The sequence below is a fragment of the Streptomyces sp. NPDC047108 genome, from assembly GCF_040643575.1.
Classification (GTDB): domain Bacteria; phylum Actinomycetota; class Actinomycetes; order Streptomycetales; family Streptomycetaceae; genus Streptomyces.
The window spans coordinates 100,608-116,407 of the sequence record NZ_JBEYUP010000001.1 but is presented as its reverse complement, the minus strand read 5'-3'; the positions used below and the strand labels follow the sequence as shown (position 1 = coordinate 116,407).

The window sequence follows — 15,800 nt, the reverse complement described above, 5'->3', positions numbered from 1 at the left end:
CCCGGGTTCCCCGGCCGCTGAGGAACTGCGTCAAGCTGTGGAGCCAGTCCTCAGCTCGGCTCCGGACGAGTTGGTCCGCCAGCAATTCACGGCCCAACTCGCCGCTGCTCGGCAGCTCATGCTCGCGTTGGCCGAAGTCGGCACTGTCCACTGCTCACTCGGACTGCACCGCAACGACGTCGATGACACCGATGATGAGGGTGGCAGGCCCCTCTTCTCGTTGTTCACGCTCTCCTGGCGCGACACCTCCTGGGCGCCGCGCCACATCACTGCGGCACGGGCCGCCACGGTCGAGAACCACACACATGTCGAGTACTTCGACCTGCCCTGCGGGCCCGCCTCCATCAGTGAGACGGTACGGACCGCAGCGGCTGGCAGCGGGTTCCCGCAAGAGCCACTGCTGCAGGTCTTTGCCCATCTCCCGCACCCGGACGGCAAGCGCCTCGCCGTCCTGACCCTGAGCACCAGCGCCGTAAGGCATCGTGAGCAGTACCGGAGCATTCTGCGGCAGATCGCCGAGTTGGTCAGCTTCGAGAATCCGCTGACCGGCACGTAACCAACACGGCGTCCTGGGAGCCGCCTCGCTGAAGGCGCGGCAATCGGTCCAGCATCGACGTTCGGTAGACCAGTTGAGCCGGGCGTTGTCCAACAACCCCGTAGCTTGCGAGTAGCGCCGATCCGTCGGCGGGACGTTCAGCGGCGTGCACTAGCGTTTGATCTTCGTGTGTCGCGTATCGAAGGGACATCTGTGACCGCCCGAAGCCTGCACGCGGCGGCAGGGGTGCTCGCCGCCACGCTGTTGACCGCCTGCGGTGGCAGTGCGAGCAACGCGAAGGACGGCGACAGCGCCGCCGATGCCAACACGTCTGGAGCCTCCGGTACGCCGAGTGCGACCGCCGACGAGGTCCGGGGGCGTCCCGACACGGGACTGCCCGCAGATCTGGACATGACCTTTGCGTGGAGCAAGACAGGAAAGGCATCCTCGGACGCGGTCTACGCGGATGGGGAACAGTTCTTCCGCGGACTGAAGCGCGCCAGTGCGCGTCACGATCTCAAGGACCGTGCCTACTCGTTCTATTCGAGCCGTCAAGGGCTCTCGTACGCCGTCGCGCAGATCAAGGGGAACATCGAGGGCGGATTCGTTCCGACAGGCACCGACCGGTACTTCAAGGGGAAGGTCGCTGTTTTCGGCAAGGATTCCGCCGCGCTTGTCACCTGCCGAGACCAGCGGAAGCTGTTCAGCAAGGATCTGAAGACGGACAAGGTGCACACGTCGGATCCCGACGATGCGGAGAACTTCGTCCTCTACAACATGGCGATGAAGAAGAGCTCCGAAGGGATCTGGAAGGTGTCCGAGGTAGAAGTGAAGGCACCTGCCGAGGAGTGCATGCCCTGACAGCCGTTGGCGATCCGGCCGCGTTTCACCCGTCACGGCGGATACCCGTGACGCCCGTACAGGCGGACGAAGCTCGCGCTCGTCAGGAGCCTCTGGTGCGTCAGGCCCGAGGGCGTGCGTAGGAAGCACGTGACCTCCTCCCTGCCGCCCGGGCCGATCGGTGCCACCAGGTGGCCGCCCGGGCGGAGTTGGGCCGTCAGCGGTGGGGGGACCTTGAGGAAGGCGGCCGAGATCAGGACCGCGTCGTACGGGGCGTGCTCCGGTACGCCCAGCGTGCCGTCGCCGACGAGGAGTTCCACCGTGCCGACGCCCTCGGCGAGCAGGTTGCGGCGTGCCTCCTCCACCAGCTCCGGCCATCGGTCGATGCTCACGACATCCCCGGCCACGCGGGCGAGCAGGGCCGTCTGGAAGCCGTGGCCCGTGCCGATCTCCAGGACGTGCTCGGCGCCGGTGAGTTCGAGGCCCTCGATCATCAGCGCCGACAGCGAGGGCTGCGTCGTGACCTGGCCGCGCCCGATGGGGAGCGGGGTGTCGACGTAGGCCGCGCCGGCCTGGGCGGCGGGCACGAAACGTGTACGCGGTGTCGTCCGCAGCGCGTCCAGCACACGCTCGTCGCGGACTCCGGCCGCCAGCGCGGCGCGGATCAGGTCCTCCGGCGACGCGGCGGGCGACGATCCTTCCCGTCCCGCGGCCATCACGCCCGCTCCAGCGTCAGTTCGCCGCCGCCCGGGGCGAGGTACACATGGACCCCCGCGCCGTGGCTGATCCGGTCCAGAAGGTCGCGCAGCCATGCGCAGTCCTCGCGCGCGGCCGCGCGCAGGCGCATCCGGTGCGTCTGGAGGGGGACGATCCGGGCGCCGGTCAGCCGGCCGCTGTCGGGGTCCACCTCGACCAGCCAGATCAGCCGCAGGTCGTCCCGGAACTCCTCGTACCCCGTGATCCCCTCGTAGTCGTCGATGAAGTCGCCGCAGCCGTAGAGGACGAGCCTGTCCCGGTAGATCTCCACCGGGCGGGGGTGGTGCGACGAGTGGCCGTGGACGACGTCGACGCCGCCGTCGATCAGCGCGTGCGCGAAGCGGACCTCGTCGCGCGAGACGCCGTAGCCCCAGTTGGGCCCCCAGTGGACCGAGGCGACGGCGACGTCCCCCGGCCGCTTGACCTGACGTACGCGGTCGGTGACCTCGGTGGCGTACGCGGGTGACGGCGCGGGGAGGAAGCCGACCCCCGCGTGCTCCGCCGTCGCCGCCCAGTGGCGCGGCACCCCGCTCGACGGCATCCCGTACGAGAACACCAGGACGCGCCCGCGCCCGCCGACGTCGACGACCGCCGGCCGGTGCGCCTCGTCCGCGTTCCGTCCCGCCCCCACGGCCCGTAGTCCCGCACCTGCCAGGGCGTCGAGCGTCTCCTCGAGTCCGGTCTCGCCGAAGTCCAGGACGTGGTTGTTCGCCAGCACGCACACATCGGGGCGGCCCGCGGTCAGGCAGGGGAGGTTGGCCGGATTCAGGCGGTAGTGAACCTCCTTTCCGGGAGCGAAGTCGTCACTCTGCGTGATGCTGGTCTCCAGGTTCACCACCCGTACGTCCGGGCTCGTCTCGTCGAGGACCCGCAGGGCCTCGCCCCAGGGCCAGGAGAAGTCCGCCGGATGCGGAACCGGGCCGCCGGCCGCCTCCGCCAGCGCCACGTAGGCGCGGGCGTCCCGGATGTACGTCTCGTGCAGCCCGGGGTCGCCGGGGCAGGGGAGGATCGCGTCGACGCCGCGGCCGAGCATCACGTCGCCGCAGAGGAAGAGCGTCACCGGGTCTCCCTGCATGCTTCCACGCTAGGTCGCGCGCCCGAGCGGGGAACCCTCCGCCGCCGGACGAAGCGCGACGCTCGGACGGGCTGCCTCGCGCCGTCGGGTGGTGGGACTGATCGCCGGGCGGTCGGGACAGATCAGGCAACGGCCGTAGTCCACTCTCGGCCGCCGCCCGCCCCCGCCGAGCCCCCACCGCTTGATTCCGGCCTTCCGCCGCCCTCCCCGCCCCCGCCTCCGGGACTCCGCGCCGGTTGTCGGCGGGGCGACGTACGCTGGACCACCCCGGCCCGTTCGACGTGTCGGGCGGTTCACGTTGTCCTCAAGTGATCACCCGGGACGGAAAAAGCCTTCATGAGCCTGCACGGTCTGCTCGACGTCGTCGTCAACGATCCCGCGCTCTCCGAAGCGGTGAAGGCCGCCGCCGACGGCAACCGGCCTCACGTCGACCTCGTCGGACCGCCTGCCGCCCGCCCCTTCGCCATCGCCGCCCTCGCCCGCGCCCAGGGCGCTCCCGGCCAGCCCCTGGGCGCCCCCGGCCAGAGCGCCCAGCCTCAGGGCAAGGGGGTCACCGGCGCCGGCCGTCCCGTCCTCGCCGTGACCGCCACCGGCCGCGAGGCCGAGGACCTCGCCGCCGCGCTGCGCTCGCTCCTGCCCCCGGACAGCGTCGCCGAGTACCCGTCCTGGGAGACGCTGCCCCACGAGCGGCTCTCCCCGCGCTCCGACACCGTCGGCCGCCGCCTCGCCGTGCTGCGCCGCCTCGCGCACCCCTCCGCCGACGACCCGTCCGCGGGCCCCGTCAGCGTGGTCGTCGCCCCCATCCGCTCCGTGCTCCAGCCGCAGGTCAAGGGGCTGGGCGACCTGGAGCCCGTGAGCCTTCGCTCCGGCGGAACCGCCGACCTGGAAGAGGTCGTGGACGCCCTGGCGGCCGCCGCCTACTCCCGCGTCGAACTGGTCGAGAAGCGCGGCGAGTTCGCCGTCCGCGGCGGCATCCTCGATGTGTTCCCGCCCACCGAGGAGCACCCGCTCCGTATCGAGTTCTGGGGCGACGACATCGAGGAGATCCGGTACTTCAAGGTCGCCGACCAGCGCTCCCTCGAAGTCGCCGAGCACGGCCTGTGGGCCGCGCCCTGCCGTGAGCTGCTGCTCACCGAGGACGTACGGCAGCGGGCCGCGGCGCTGGCCGAGCAGCACCCCGAACTCGGCGAGCTGCTGGGCAAGATCGCCGAAGGTATCGCCGTCGAGGGCATGGAGTCCCTCGCGCCCGTCCTCGTCGACTCCATGGAGCTGCTGCTCGACGTCCTCCCCCAGGGGAGCATGGCCGTGGTCTGCGACCCCGAGCGCGTACGCACCCGGGCCGCCGACCTCGTCGCGACCTCTCAGGAGTTCCTGCAGGCCTCCTGGGCGGCGTCGGCGGGCGGGGGCAAGGCGCCCATCGACGTCGGCGCCGCGTCCCTGTGGGGTATCGCGGACGTACGGGACCGGGCGCGTGAGCTGGGCATGCCGTGGTGGTCGGTCAGCCCGTTCGTCTCCGACCTCCCCGCCGGGGAGGACGACGCGGCCGACGGGGACGCCCTCCGGCTCGGTATGCGCGCCCCCGAGAGCTACCGCGGCGACACCGCCCGCGCGCTCGCCGACACCAAGGGCTGGCTGGCCGACGGCTGGCGCACGGTCTACGTCACCGAGGGCCACGGTCCCGCGGCCCGTACGGTCGAGGTGCTCGGCGGCGAGGACATCGCTGCCCGCCTGGAGGCCGATCTCGACGCCATCACCCCGGGCGTCGTCCATGTGGCCTGCGGCTCGATCGACTACGGCTTCGTCGACCACGGCCTCAAGCTCGCCGTCCTCACCGAGACCGATCTGTCCGGCCAGAAGGCCGCCGGGCGCGACGCGGCCCGCATGCCGGCCCGCCGCCGCAAGACCATCGACCCGCTGACCCTGCAGTCCGGCGACTACATCGTGCACGAACAGCACGGTGTGGGCCGGTACATCGAGATGGTGCAGCGCACCGTCCAGGGCGCCACCCGTGAGTACCTGGTCGTGGAGTACGCCCCGGCCAAGCGCGGCCAGCCCGGCGACCGGCTCTACATCCCCACCGACCAGCTCGAGCAGATCACCAAGTACTCCGGCGGCGAGGCCCCGACGCTCCACCGCCTCGGCGGCGCCGACTGGACCAAGACCAAGGCGCGCGCCAAGAAGGCGGTCAAGGAGATCGCCGCCGATCTGATCAAGCTGTACTCGGCGCGCATGGCCGCCCCCGGCCACACCTTCGGCGCGGACAGCCCCTGGCAGCGGGAGCTGGAGGACGCGTTCCCGTACGCCGAGACGCCCGACCAGCTCACCACGATCGCCGAGGTCAAGGAGGACATGGAGAAGTCGGTCCCGATGGACCGGCTGATCTGCGGCGACGTCGGCTACGGCAAGACCGAGATCGCGGTACGGGCGGCCTTCAAGGCGGTCCAGGACGGCAAGCAGGTCGCCGTCCTCGTCCCGACCACGCTGCTGGTGCAGCAGCACTTCGCGACCTTCTCCGAGCGCTACTCCCAATTCCCGGTCGTGGTCAAGGCGTTGTCGCGGTTCCAGACCGACGCCGAGGCCAAGGGCGTCCTCGACGGGCTGCGCGAAGGTGCGGTCGACGTCGTCATCGGCACGCACCGCCTCTTCTCCTCCGAGACGAAGTTCAAGGACCTGGGCCTGGTCATCGTGGACGAGGAGCAGCGGTTCGGCGTCGAGCACAAGGAGCAGCTGAAGAAGCTCCGCGCCAATGTGGACGTGCTGACGATGTCCGCGACCCCGATCCCGCGCACGCTGGAGATGGCGGTCACCGGCATCCGGGAGATGTCCACGATCACCACCCCGCCCGAGGAGCGCCACCCGGTGCTCACCTTCGTCGGGCCGTACGAGGAGAAGCAGATCGGCGCGGCCCTCCGCCGTGAACTGCTGCGCGAGGGCCAGGTCTTCTACATCCACAACCGTGTGGAGTCCATCGACCGTGCCGCGGCGCGGCTGCGCGAGATCGTGCCGGAGGCCCGGATCGCCACGGCCCACGGGCAGATGTCGGAGACGGCGCTCGAGCAGGTCGTGGTCGACTTCTGGGAGAAGAAGTTCGACGTGCTGGTCTCCACGACGATCGTCGAGTCCGGCATCGACATCTCCAACGCCAACACCCTGATCGTGGAGCGCGGCGACAACTTCGGCCTCTCCCAGCTCCATCAGCTCCGCGGCCGCGTCGGCCGGGGCCGCGAGCGCGGCTACGCGTACTTCCTGTACCCGCCGGAGAAGCCGCTGACCGAGACCGCCCATGAGCGCCTGGCGACCATCGCGCAGCACACGGAGATGGGCGCGGGCATGTATGTGGCGATGAAGGACCTGGAGATCCGCGGCGCGGGCAATCTGCTCGGCGGCGAGCAGTCCGGCCACATCGCGGGCGTCGGATTCGACCTGTACGTACGGATGGTGGGCGAGGCCGTCGCTGACTACCGCGCCTCGCTGGAGGGCGGTGTCGAGGAGGAGCCCCCGCTCGAGGTCAAGATCGAGCTGCCCGTCGACGCGCATGTCCCGCACGACTACGCGCCGGGCGAGCGGCTGCGTCTCCAAGCGTACCGGGCCATCGCCTCGGCGAGTTCCGAGGAGGACATCACCGCGGTGCGGGAGGAGCTGGTCGACCGGTACGGCAAGCTGCCCGAGCCCGTGGAGAATCTGCTGCTGGTCGCGGGGCTGCGGATGCTCGCCCGCGCCTGCGGCGTCTCCGACATCACCCTGCAGGGCTCCAACATCCGCTTCTCGCCGGTGGAGTTGCGCGAGTCGCAGGAGCTGCGTCTGGGGCGTCTCCACCCGCGCGCGATCGTCAAGCCGGCGACGAAGCAGGTGCTGGTGCCGCGCCCGGCGACGGCCCGTATCGGCGGGAAGCCGCTGGTGGGCCGCGAACTGCTCGCGTGGACGGGGGAGTTCCTCACCACGGTGCTCGGCGGCTGAGCCGGAGCGGGACGGCGGGGAGGCCGAACGGAGGAGCCGGGCCCGGTTCCGGGATGCGGTGCCGGGCCGTGGGTATCCGTCAGTACGCACCGGCCCGCCCGGCCGCTCCCCACTCCCGACGGGACCCACCACCGTGATACGGACCTTCGCCCCTCGTGCCGCCCTGGCCGCCGCACTCACCGCCGCCCTCCTGGCCGCCGGCGGATGCATGCCCGAGGACGGGAAGGAGGCGGGCGGCGGCGGGAAGGAACCGGCCGGGAAGGGCGGGCCCGCGCTGTCCGCCGTCGACGCCCTGACGGTCAAGGGCCGTGCGCCGAGGACCGGTTACGGGCGGGAGCGGTTCGGCTCGCCCTGGGCCGACACCGACAGCAACAAGTGCCCGACGCGCGACGACATCCTCGGGCGCGACCTGACCGATGTGAAGCGCCGCGCCGCGACGTGCGCGGTGACGTCGGGGACGCTGGCCGAGGACCCGTACACCGGGCGGCGCGTGGAGTTCCGGCGGGGCGGCGGCAGCGAGGTGGACGTCGATCATCTCGTCGCGCTGTCCGACGCCTGGCAGAAGGGCGCCGCCCGGTGGGAGCCGCGCAAGCGCATCGCGTTCGCCAACGACCCGCTCAACCTCCTCGCCGTCGACGCGGGCACCAACCGCAGCAAGGGCGACGGCGACACGGCGACCTGGCTGCCGCCGGACAAGAGCTTCCGCTGCACCTATGTCTCCGGGCAGATCGCGGTGAAGAAGAAGTACGGGCTGTGGGTGACCCGCGCGGAACGGAACGCGATGCGGCGCGTCCTGGCGGGCTGCCCCGAACAGCGTCTGCCCACCGGCGGCAACCCGACGGAGGCGCCCGCCCGCTTTACCGCGAGATGACCGCGTATCCGAAGTCGGGTACGAATCGTTGTCCGAATCAGTGGCCCGCGCCCCGCGGACTCCCTACGATCGATCAGCACGTCGATCACCGCCAGGTCACCGCCACAGCCGTCGTACGCTCGCACGTTCCATGCCGGGAGGCTCACTTGATCCGCCTGATCCGCCGCAGGACCGCGCTCTCCGTCTCCGCCGTCGCGCTGCTCTCCGCGTCGCCCCTGCTCGCCGCGTGCGGGAGTGCCCCCCATCCGGGCTCGGCGGCCGTGGTCGACGGCGACCGGATCACCGTCTCCCAGCTCCAGGCACAGGTGGAGGACGTCCGGGAGGCGCAGCGCGGCTCCGCCCAGCCGGCCCAGCTGATCCAGAACAGCGGCCAGCTCACCCGCGCCACCCTCGGCAGCATGATCTTCAACCGGGTGCTGAACCGGGCCGCTGAGGACGCGGGCGTGACGGTCAGCCGCGGTGACGTGCAGAAGGCGCGGAGCGCCATGGTGAAGCAGGCGGGCAGCGAGGACCGGCTCAACGCGCAGTGGCTCTCGCAGTACGCCATCGCGCCGGGCCAGGTCGACGAGGCGATCCACAACCAGGTGACCATGGACAAGCTCGCGCTGGCGCTCGGTGCCGACCGCAACAGCCCGCAGGGCGTCCAGAAGCTGGTGACCGCGCTGAGCACGGCCTCCGGGGAGCTGGGGGTCGAGGTGAATCCGCGGTTCGGCGCGTGGAACAACAAGAAGGTGCAGCTCGGCGAGGTGAAGACGCCGTGGCTGCGGGCCGCTCCGAAGGAGAAGAGCCCGGCGTAGCGGCGTAAGGCCGCCAGGAATCCGGCGTCGTCACCACGGGCCGGGCCGTGTCCTCGTACTCGAGGGGCGCGGCCCGGCCCGTGGCGTGTCGATCAGGAGGTGACGTCGAGCACGAGCTTGCCGCGCGTACGGCCTTCCTCACCGCGCCGGTGGGCCTCGGCGGCCCGCTCCAGCGGCAGCACGTCCTCGACCTCCACGCTCACCGCACCGGCGTCGATCAGCTCGCCGATCCGCTCCAGCGCCGGGCCGTCGGGCTCCACGAGGTAGGCGCTCGCCCGTACGCCGCGCGCCTGGGCCGCCTCGGCCAGCTCCGGCGAGACGCCGGAGGGGACGGCCACGAGGAGGCCGCCCGGCCGCAGCGTCTGCAGCGAGCGGGTGCTCGTACGGTCCGTGTCGTCGCCGATCAGGTCGAGGACGACGTCGGCGTCGCGCACCTCGTCCTCGAAGCGGACGGCGGTGTAGTCGACCAGTTCGTCGGCGCCGAGCGTGCGCAGCCAGTCGTGCTTGGCCTCGCGCGCCGTCCCGATGACGTGGGCGCCGAGGTGCTTGGCGAACTGGACGGCGAAGTGGCCGACGCCGCCCGCGGCCGCGTGGATCAGCACGCGCTGCCCCTTCTCCAGCCTCGCGGTGTCGACGAGCGCCTGCCAGGCGGTGAGTGCGGCGAGCGGCACGGCGGCGGCCTCGGGGTGGCCGAGCGAGGCGGGCTTGCGGGCGAACTGCCGTGAGGGCGCGGTCACATACTCGGCGTATCCGCCGGCCTGGCGCGGGAACCACGGCATGCCGTAGACCTCGTCGCCCTCCTTCAGGGTGTGCACGCCGAAGCCGACGCGCTCCACGACGCCGGAGACGTCCCAGCCCAGGATGTACGGGGGCTCGCCCAGCACCCCGGCCATCCCGCCGCCCTGCCGCGTCTTCCAGTCGACGGGGTTGACCCCGGCCGCGTGGACGCGCACCAGCACCTCGGTCGGCAGCGGCTCCGGCCGCGGCACCTCGGTCACGCGCAGGACCTCCGGGCCGCCGAGGGTGTCCTGGACGACCGCGCGCATGGCCGGGGACGTCTGGGCGTTGCTCATCACGCATCTCCTGATCAAGGGGGGTGGTCGACGGCCGTGGACGGGGTGTCCGGCCGGTACGGCGAGGAACGTATCCGCAGGGGCCTAGTTACCCGCAAGGGCGGCTACTATCCTTTGGGAAGTACTACGTAGGTTTCAGGACAGGAAATCCCGAACGGAGGCGCGGAGCCGCCATGACCACCGACTGCACCACGGGCCGCCACGACGTCCACGACGTCTACGCCGACGCATGCCCTTGCCGGTTCGTGCTCGACCTGCTTTCCAACAAGTGGGCGGCGCTGGCCATCGGCGCGATGGAGGACGGACCGCAGCGGTTCGGGGTGCTCCAGCGGCAGCTGCAGGGCATCAGCCCCAAGGTGCTCACCCGCACCCTGCGCCGCCTGGAGGACCACGGCTTCGTCGACCGCACGGTCTTCCCCGCCGTACCCCTGCACGTCGAGTACGGCCTGACCGATCTGGGGCGCAGCGTCGCCGTGCCGCTGGGCCATGTACGGAGCTGGGTCGAGGACCACATCGACGACATCAGGTCGCTCCAGGGCGCCTGAGCGGCGTGAGTTACGTTCGACGCGTGAACGTCACCCCACCCGTGAACGGCGACGGCGAACCCGCGGAGTCCGCCGGCCGCATCGTCCTGCTCACCACCAGCCACCGGGTCGCCCCGGGCCTGCTGTCCTGGCCCGCCTGGCAGGCGTTGCGCGGTGCCGACCGCATCGTGTGCCCGGACCCGGACCACCCTCAGCTCCCGTATCTGCACGAGGCGGGTCTGGACATCGAGCACGTGACCCCCTCCGCGCGCGGCCTCGTCGAGGACTGCCGGGGCGGCCGCACGGTGGTCGTCATCCCTTCCGGCGAGGGCGACCGGGAGCTCACGGACGGTCTGGCCAGGATGGCCGGTTCCGGACGGGAGCGGATGCCGGACCTGGAGCTGCTGCCGGCCTCGTACGACCTGCCCGGCGCGCGCCTGCTGGACCTCGTCCAGGTCATGGACACCATCCGCGCCGCATGCCCGTGGAGCAGCACCCAGACCCACGAGGGCCTGGCCAAGTACGGGATCGAGGAGGCGTACGAGCTGGTCGAGGCCATCGAGGCCGGGGACCGGCAGGAGCTGCGGGAGGAGCTGGGGGACGTGCTGCTGCAGGTCGTCTTCCACGCCCGCATCGCCGAGGAGGACCCGGACGAGCCGTTCTCGATCGACGACGTGGCGGGCACGATCGTCGAGAAGCTCATCCACCGCCACCCGCACGTCTTCGGCAGCGAGACCGCCGAGACCCCGGAGGACGTGAAGGCGCACTGGCTGCGCACGAAGGCCGTCGAGAAGCGCCGCGAGTCCGTCACCGACGGCATTCCGCTGGGCCAGCCCGCGCTGGCGCTGGCCGCCAAGCTCGCCGCCCGGGTGCGGACGGCGGGCCTGGAGGTCGGCCTGCCCGCGTCCCCGGGCGACGGCGACCTCGGCGAACGGCTCCTGGCCCTTGCCGTGCGGGCCGAGGCCGACGGCACCGACCCCGAGTCCGCCCTGCGGGCCGCGGCCCGCGCCTACCGCGACGCCATCCGTACGGCCGAAGGGGCCGACTGACTTCCCCCGACCCGGGTACTCGTCGGCCATGTTCGAGCTGACCATGGAATTCGCCGCCCGGCGTGACTACCTGGTCGGGATCGGGCCTCTGGTCGTCGGGATCTTCGTTGTGCTCCTGCTCGTCGGAGCGGTGATCCTCGGCCTGCGGGTGCGCTCCCGCGAGCCGGAGCCGCCCAAGGACCCGCAGCCGCGAGGCGGCGCGTGGGGTACGCACGAGGAGCACGAGTCCGGCAACGCGCCCCCGAACCACGGGCCGGGCCACCAGGACGAAGTCCGCCCGCGGACGGACTTCCACGAGCGCCGCAGGCCGCACGACGTCCCGCACAACGGGGTGCGCCACATGCCGTACGAGTTCGACAACACCCCCTCGGAGTCGGCCGCCGACGAAGGCGAGCCCGAGAGCCGCAAGTGGGACCGCGGAGGCAGCGGGCACGGCACGGGCTGACGCCGCCGAAAGCCACCTGCCTCCGAGGTCCGCCGGCCGTCGGGCGAGGGCGGGGGAGCGGGAGGTCACAGGCCGGGGGCGTTGACGGGGTGTCACCGGCCTCGGAAGACTGCCGGGCATGGTGATCACCGGACAGCGCAGCGGATACCGCAGGAAGCGCATGCTCGAGGCGGCGGGCGCGGCCGTGTCACGGCTGGCACGGCCGGACGGGCACGGGCGCGGCCCACTCGCCGCCTTCGGGGCCCTGGCCGCCGCCGACGTGGCCGCCGTGGCCCGCAACCCGCGCGGACCGGGCAGGGCCGGGAAGCCGTTGCTGATGCCCGCGCTCGCGGGGCACGTACTGCGCCGCCGCGAGGATGCCTCGGAGCCCGTGCCCAAGGCGCTCGTCGCCGGACTCGCCTTCGCCGCCGCGGGCGACACCGCGCTCCTCTTCGACCACCACGAGTCCGCCTTCCTCGTCGGTATGGCGGCCTTCCTGGGCACGCAGGTCAGCTACACCGCCGGCTACACCCGGCTCGGCGCGCTCCGCGGCATCGTCAGGAAGCCGTGGCCGGCCCTTGCCTGCCTGGGCGGCTGGGCCGCGATCAACGCGCTGCTGGCCCCGCGCCTGGATGAGCAGCTCCGCCTGCCCGTCGCCGGGTACAGCCTCGCGCTGACGATCATGGGGGCCACCGCCCTCGGCGTCGGCGGCAAGGTCGCCGCGGGCGCCGGTTCGTTCCTCGCCTCGGACCTGCTGATCGGTCTTCAGGCAGCGGGCTACGAACTGCCCTCGCGCCAGGCGCACGAGGTCCTCATCATGGCCGGCTACCTCCTCGGCCAGTACCTCATCACGTCCGGCTGGCTGGAGCGGACCGAAGCGGAGCGCGCCGTCACCGCGTGACCGCCGGGGTTTCCGTCCCCGGACGGACCGAAGGCCCCCCGCGTCGTCGCGGGAGGCCAACGGATTTCCGGTGCAGGGGTGGTGGGCGGGGAGGGAGGGCCGAGCCTTGGCTCACCACCTGCGCGGAGTGTGGATCAGTGGTGCTTCTTCTTCGCGTGCTTCTTGTGCTTCTTGACGACCTTGTGCTCGTCGCCCGAGTCGTTGATGCAGGTGTTGCCGACCGCGGCGTTCAGCAGGCCACCACCGTCGACGGTGTTCCCGCACAGGTTGACCGGGATGTGGACCGGGATCTGGACCACGTTGCCGGAGATGACACCCGGGGAGCGGACGGCCGCACCCTTGGCGTCGGCGTCGGCAGCGGCGGTGCCGGCGGCACCGGCCACCACGGCGCCCGCGGCGGCCGTGACGGCAAGCGTCCTGATCATCCGTGACATTGCATTCTCTCCTCTGCAGAAGGGAACCATTCCGCCCCCTTGGCGGCTTTGGCATCCGCGACAACCGATGGGGAGCGCGGCAAGTCACGCCGCATTACGCCGAATGGGGACAGAAGGCTCCGCGGAAGGCCCGCACGAGGCCCGGGATACGGTCGACACGTGCACGAGGAGAACCCCGCCCCGACCCCGCCCACGCTCTTCACCTGGGAGTTCGCAGCCGACCCGTACCCCGCGTACGCCTGGCTGCGCGAACACTCCCCGGTGCACTGGACCAGGCTGCCCAGCGGAGTGGACGCGTGGCTCGTCACCCGGTACGCGGACGCCAAGCAGGCGCTCGCCGATCCGCGGCTGTCGAAGAACCCCGCCCGGCACCAGGAGCGTGTCTCCGCCGGTGGCGCCGACGGCACGGCGGGCCGATCGGCGCACGCCAAGGGGAAGGTGGGCATTCCGGGCGAGCGGAGCGCCGAGTTGATGACGCATCTGCTCAACATCGATCCGCCCGACCACACCCGCCTGCGCCGCCTCGTCTCCAAGGCGTTCACCCCGCGCCGGGTCGCCGCGTTCGCCCCGCGCGTGAGCGAGCTGACCGACCGGCTCATCGACGGCTTCGCGGAACGGGGCGAAGCCGACCTCATCCATGAATTCGCCTTCCCGCTCCCGATCTACGCGATCTGCGACATGCTGGGCGTGCCGGCGGAGGACCAGGACGACTTCCGCGACTGGGCCGGGATGATGATCCGGCACGGCGGCGGACCGCGCGGCGGGGTGGCCCGGTCGGTGAAGAAAATGCGCCGCTATCTGGCCGAGTTGATCCACCGTAAGCGCGCCGACCCGGGCGACGACCTCATCTCGGGCCTGATCCGGGCCAGTGACCACGGCGAGCACCTCACCGAGGGAGAGGCCGCGGCGATGGCCTTCATCCTGCTCTTCGCCGGGTTCGAGACGACCGTCAACCTGATCGGGAACGGCACGTACGCGCTGCTGCGCAATCCCGGTCAGCGCGAACGCCTCCACCGGGCCCTCGCGGAGGGCGACGAGGCGCTGCTGGCGAACGGCGTCGAGGAACTGCTGCGCTACGACGGGCCGGTGGAGCTCGCCACCTGGCGGTTTGCCACCGAACCGGTCACCATCGGCGGGCAGTCCGTCGCCACCGGCGATCCCGTTCTCGTCGTCCTCGCCGCCGCCGACCGCGACCCCGCACGCTTCGACGACCCGGGCACGCTCGACCTCGCGCGCCGCGACAACCAGCACCTCGGGTACGGCCACGGGATCCACTACTGCCTGGGCGCACCGCTGGCCCGGCTGGAGGCGCAGACCGCACTCGCCGCACTTTTCCGGCGTCTTCCCGACGTACGACTCGCGGCGGAACCTGACGATTTGCGGTGGCGTGGAGGGCTCATCATGCGTGGATTGCGCACGCTTCCGGTCGAGTTCACCCCCTCTAAAATTGAGCAGGTTTCAACTATGTGATCTTCGCGTGATCTCCACTACATCGTCTTGTGACTGCGGTGCGACGGAGCTACTTTCGTGCGCGCACACCCTCGCTTCAGCCGTCTCTCGAAAGGCGCCCCGCATGCGTTCCGGGACCGGTCGGCACCGCCGCCCTCGTCAAGCACCGGCCATCTTCGTCACGGCCGGCGTGGCGGGTTCGGCGATCGCGCTGCCGCTGCTCGCGGCCGGTGGCGCGCAGGCAGCCGACACCGAGACCTGGGACCGGGTCGCCCAGTGCGAGAGCGGCGGCCTGTGGAGCGCGGACACCGGCAACGGCTACTTCGGAGGACTCCAGCTCACCCAGGACACCTGGGAGGAGTACGGCGGCCGCGACTACGCGCCCCGCGCCGATCTCGCCAGCCGCTCCCAGCAGATATCCGTCGCCGAGAAGATCCTCGCCGCCAAGGGGCCCCAGGCGTGGCCGAACTGCGCGCTGGACTCCGGCCTCACCGACGACGGCGAGGCCCCGGACGTGGACCCGGGCATCGACCTGTCACGTCCGGCCGAGACGCTCCTCCCCGGCGAGTCCCCCGCGCCCGGCGAGGACTACGGCGACTCCGGTTCGTCCGCATCCGACCCGCGCGACGGCGGCCAGGAGGACCGCGAGGAGTCCGGCGCACCGTCCGGCGACCACGACCAGGAGCGCGGCGGCTCGGAATCGCCCGCTCCGTCCGAGGAGGCCGGCTCCGGCAAGCACCGCGGTGCGCCCGCGGACGAGGACGCCGGGGACGGCGCGGCCGGTTCGGACCGCAAGGCGGGCGAGAGCAAGGGCGGGGGCGACGGGCGCGAGAACGGCCGTCACGCTTCCCGCGGCGGCGACTCCGGCCGCGCAGGGAAGGACGGGGACTACACCGTCCGACCGGGTGACAGTCTGTCGGCAATCGCCGAAGAGCACTCGCTCGCGGGTGGTTGGCCCGCGCTCTACGAGGCCAACGAGTCGGTCGTCGGCGGCGACCCCGACCTGATTCTCCCTGGTCAGAAGCTCGATCTCGGTGCGTCCCGGCGCTAGTTCGCGGCCGGGTTCATCGCTCCGGAGCGACTGAGAGAAGCATCTCATCGGCCCAACGGGCACC

General features: G+C 71.7%; 15 protein-coding genes. 11 read left to right on the top strand and 4 right to left on the bottom strand.

The genetic code is table 11. The annotated features are described in order from the left end of the window. Window positions 1–37: 37 nt before the first annotated feature. Both ABZ822_RS00495 and ABZ822_RS00490 read left to right on the top strand, forming a co-directional pair. Window positions 38–556, top strand: a complete 519-nt coding sequence (locus tag ABZ822_RS00495; protein WP_360845213.1) for a hypothetical protein — start codon at window positions 38–40, stop codon at window positions 554–556. Between the two features lie 168 nt (window positions 557–724). Beyond that, the gene (locus ABZ822_RS00490) at window positions 725–1,396 is read left to right on the top strand and encodes a hypothetical protein (RefSeq protein WP_360845210.1); all 672 of its coding nucleotides are present in this window, start codon (window positions 725–727) and stop codon (window positions 1,394–1,396) included. A 32-nt stretch (window positions 1,397–1,428) separates the two neighbouring features. Here the strand turns inward: ABZ822_RS00490 and ABZ822_RS00485 are convergent, their stop codons facing one another. Together ABZ822_RS00485 and ABZ822_RS00480 are read right to left on the bottom strand one after the other, a co-directional pair. After that, on the bottom strand, window positions 1,429–2,091 hold the full coding sequence (locus ABZ822_RS00485) for a protein-L-isoaspartate(D-aspartate) O-methyltransferase (RefSeq protein WP_360845208.1): 663 nt from the start codon (window positions 2,089–2,091) through the stop codon (window positions 1,429–1,431). Further along, window positions 2,091–3,206, bottom strand: a complete 1,116-nt coding sequence (locus ABZ822_RS00480) for a CapA family protein (RefSeq protein ID WP_360845205.1) — start codon at window positions 3,204–3,206, stop codon at window positions 2,091–2,093. Before ABZ822_RS00480 ends, ABZ822_RS00485 begins: the two co-directional genes overlap by 1 nt. Before the next feature lie 336 nt (window positions 3,207–3,542). On the opposite strand from ABZ822_RS00480, the gene mfd reads away from it, so the two are divergent. The 3 genes from mfd (at window position 3,543) to ABZ822_RS00465 (ending at window position 8,831) form a co-directional block, all read left to right on the top strand. Continuing rightward, window positions 3,543–7,163: a transcription-repair coupling factor gene (mfd, locus tag ABZ822_RS00475; protein WP_360845202.1), complete on the top strand. Its 3,621-nt coding sequence runs from the start codon at window positions 3,543–3,545 to the stop codon at window positions 7,161–7,163. A gap of 208 nt (window positions 7,164–7,371) precedes the next feature. Further along, entirely contained in the window at window positions 7,372–8,034 is a 663-nt protein-coding gene (locus ABZ822_RS00470; RefSeq protein ID WP_360846881.1) for an HNH endonuclease family protein, read from the top strand. Between the two features lie 155 nt (window positions 8,035–8,189). Next, complete coding sequence (locus ABZ822_RS00465) at window positions 8,190–8,831, top strand: SurA N-terminal domain-containing protein (RefSeq protein ID WP_360846879.1); 642 nt, start codon at window positions 8,190–8,192, stop codon at window positions 8,829–8,831. Window positions 8,832–8,923: 92 nt separating this feature from the next. On the opposite strand, the gene ABZ822_RS00460 is transcribed toward ABZ822_RS00465, so the two are convergent. Next, window positions 8,924–9,904: an NADP-dependent oxidoreductase gene (locus tag ABZ822_RS00460; protein WP_360845199.1), complete on the bottom strand. Its 981-nt coding sequence runs from the start codon at window positions 9,902–9,904 to the stop codon at window positions 8,924–8,926. A gap of 173 nt (window positions 9,905–10,077) precedes the next feature. On the opposite strand from ABZ822_RS00460, the gene ABZ822_RS00455 reads away from it, so the two are divergent. From ABZ822_RS00455 to ABZ822_RS00440, 4 genes are all read left to right on the top strand, one after another. Then, window positions 10,078–10,449, top strand: a complete 372-nt coding sequence (locus ABZ822_RS00455; protein WP_360845196.1) for a helix-turn-helix domain-containing protein — start codon at window positions 10,078–10,080, stop codon at window positions 10,447–10,449. Between the two features lie 23 nt (window positions 10,450–10,472). After that, a complete protein-coding gene (locus ABZ822_RS00450) occupies window positions 10,473–11,477 on the top strand; it encodes a nucleoside triphosphate pyrophosphohydrolase (protein WP_360845193.1) in 1,005 nt (334 codons plus the stop codon). Window positions 11,478–11,505: 28 nt separating this feature from the next. Beyond that, window positions 11,506–11,922 carry a DUF6479 family protein gene (locus tag ABZ822_RS00445; protein ID WP_360845191.1) on the top strand — a complete coding sequence of 139 codons (417 nt, stop codon included), beginning with the start codon at window positions 11,506–11,508 and terminating at the stop codon, window positions 11,920–11,922. Between the two features lie 118 nt (window positions 11,923–12,040). After that, window positions 12,041–12,802: a lysoplasmalogenase gene (locus ABZ822_RS00440; RefSeq protein WP_360845188.1), complete on the top strand. Its 762-nt coding sequence runs from the start codon at window positions 12,041–12,043 to the stop codon at window positions 12,800–12,802. A gap of 134 nt (window positions 12,803–12,936) precedes the next feature. On the opposite strand, the gene ABZ822_RS00435 is transcribed toward ABZ822_RS00440, so the two are convergent. After that, the gene (locus ABZ822_RS00435; RefSeq protein ID WP_360845186.1) at window positions 12,937–13,236 is read right to left on the bottom strand and encodes a chaplin; all 300 of its coding nucleotides are present in this window, start codon (window positions 13,234–13,236) and stop codon (window positions 12,937–12,939) included. A 159-nt stretch (window positions 13,237–13,395) separates the two neighbouring features. On the opposite strand from ABZ822_RS00435, the gene ABZ822_RS00430 reads away from it, so the two are divergent. After that, window positions 13,396–14,706: a cytochrome P450 gene (locus tag ABZ822_RS00430; RefSeq protein WP_360845183.1), complete on the top strand. Its 1,311-nt coding sequence runs from the start codon at window positions 13,396–13,398 to the stop codon at window positions 14,704–14,706. A 103-nt stretch (window positions 14,707–14,809) separates the two neighbouring features. Beyond that, complete coding sequence (locus tag ABZ822_RS00425) at window positions 14,810–15,736, top strand: transglycosylase family protein (RefSeq protein ID WP_360845180.1); 927 nt, start codon at window positions 14,810–14,812, stop codon at window positions 15,734–15,736. Window positions 15,737–15,800: the final 64 nt, after the last annotated feature.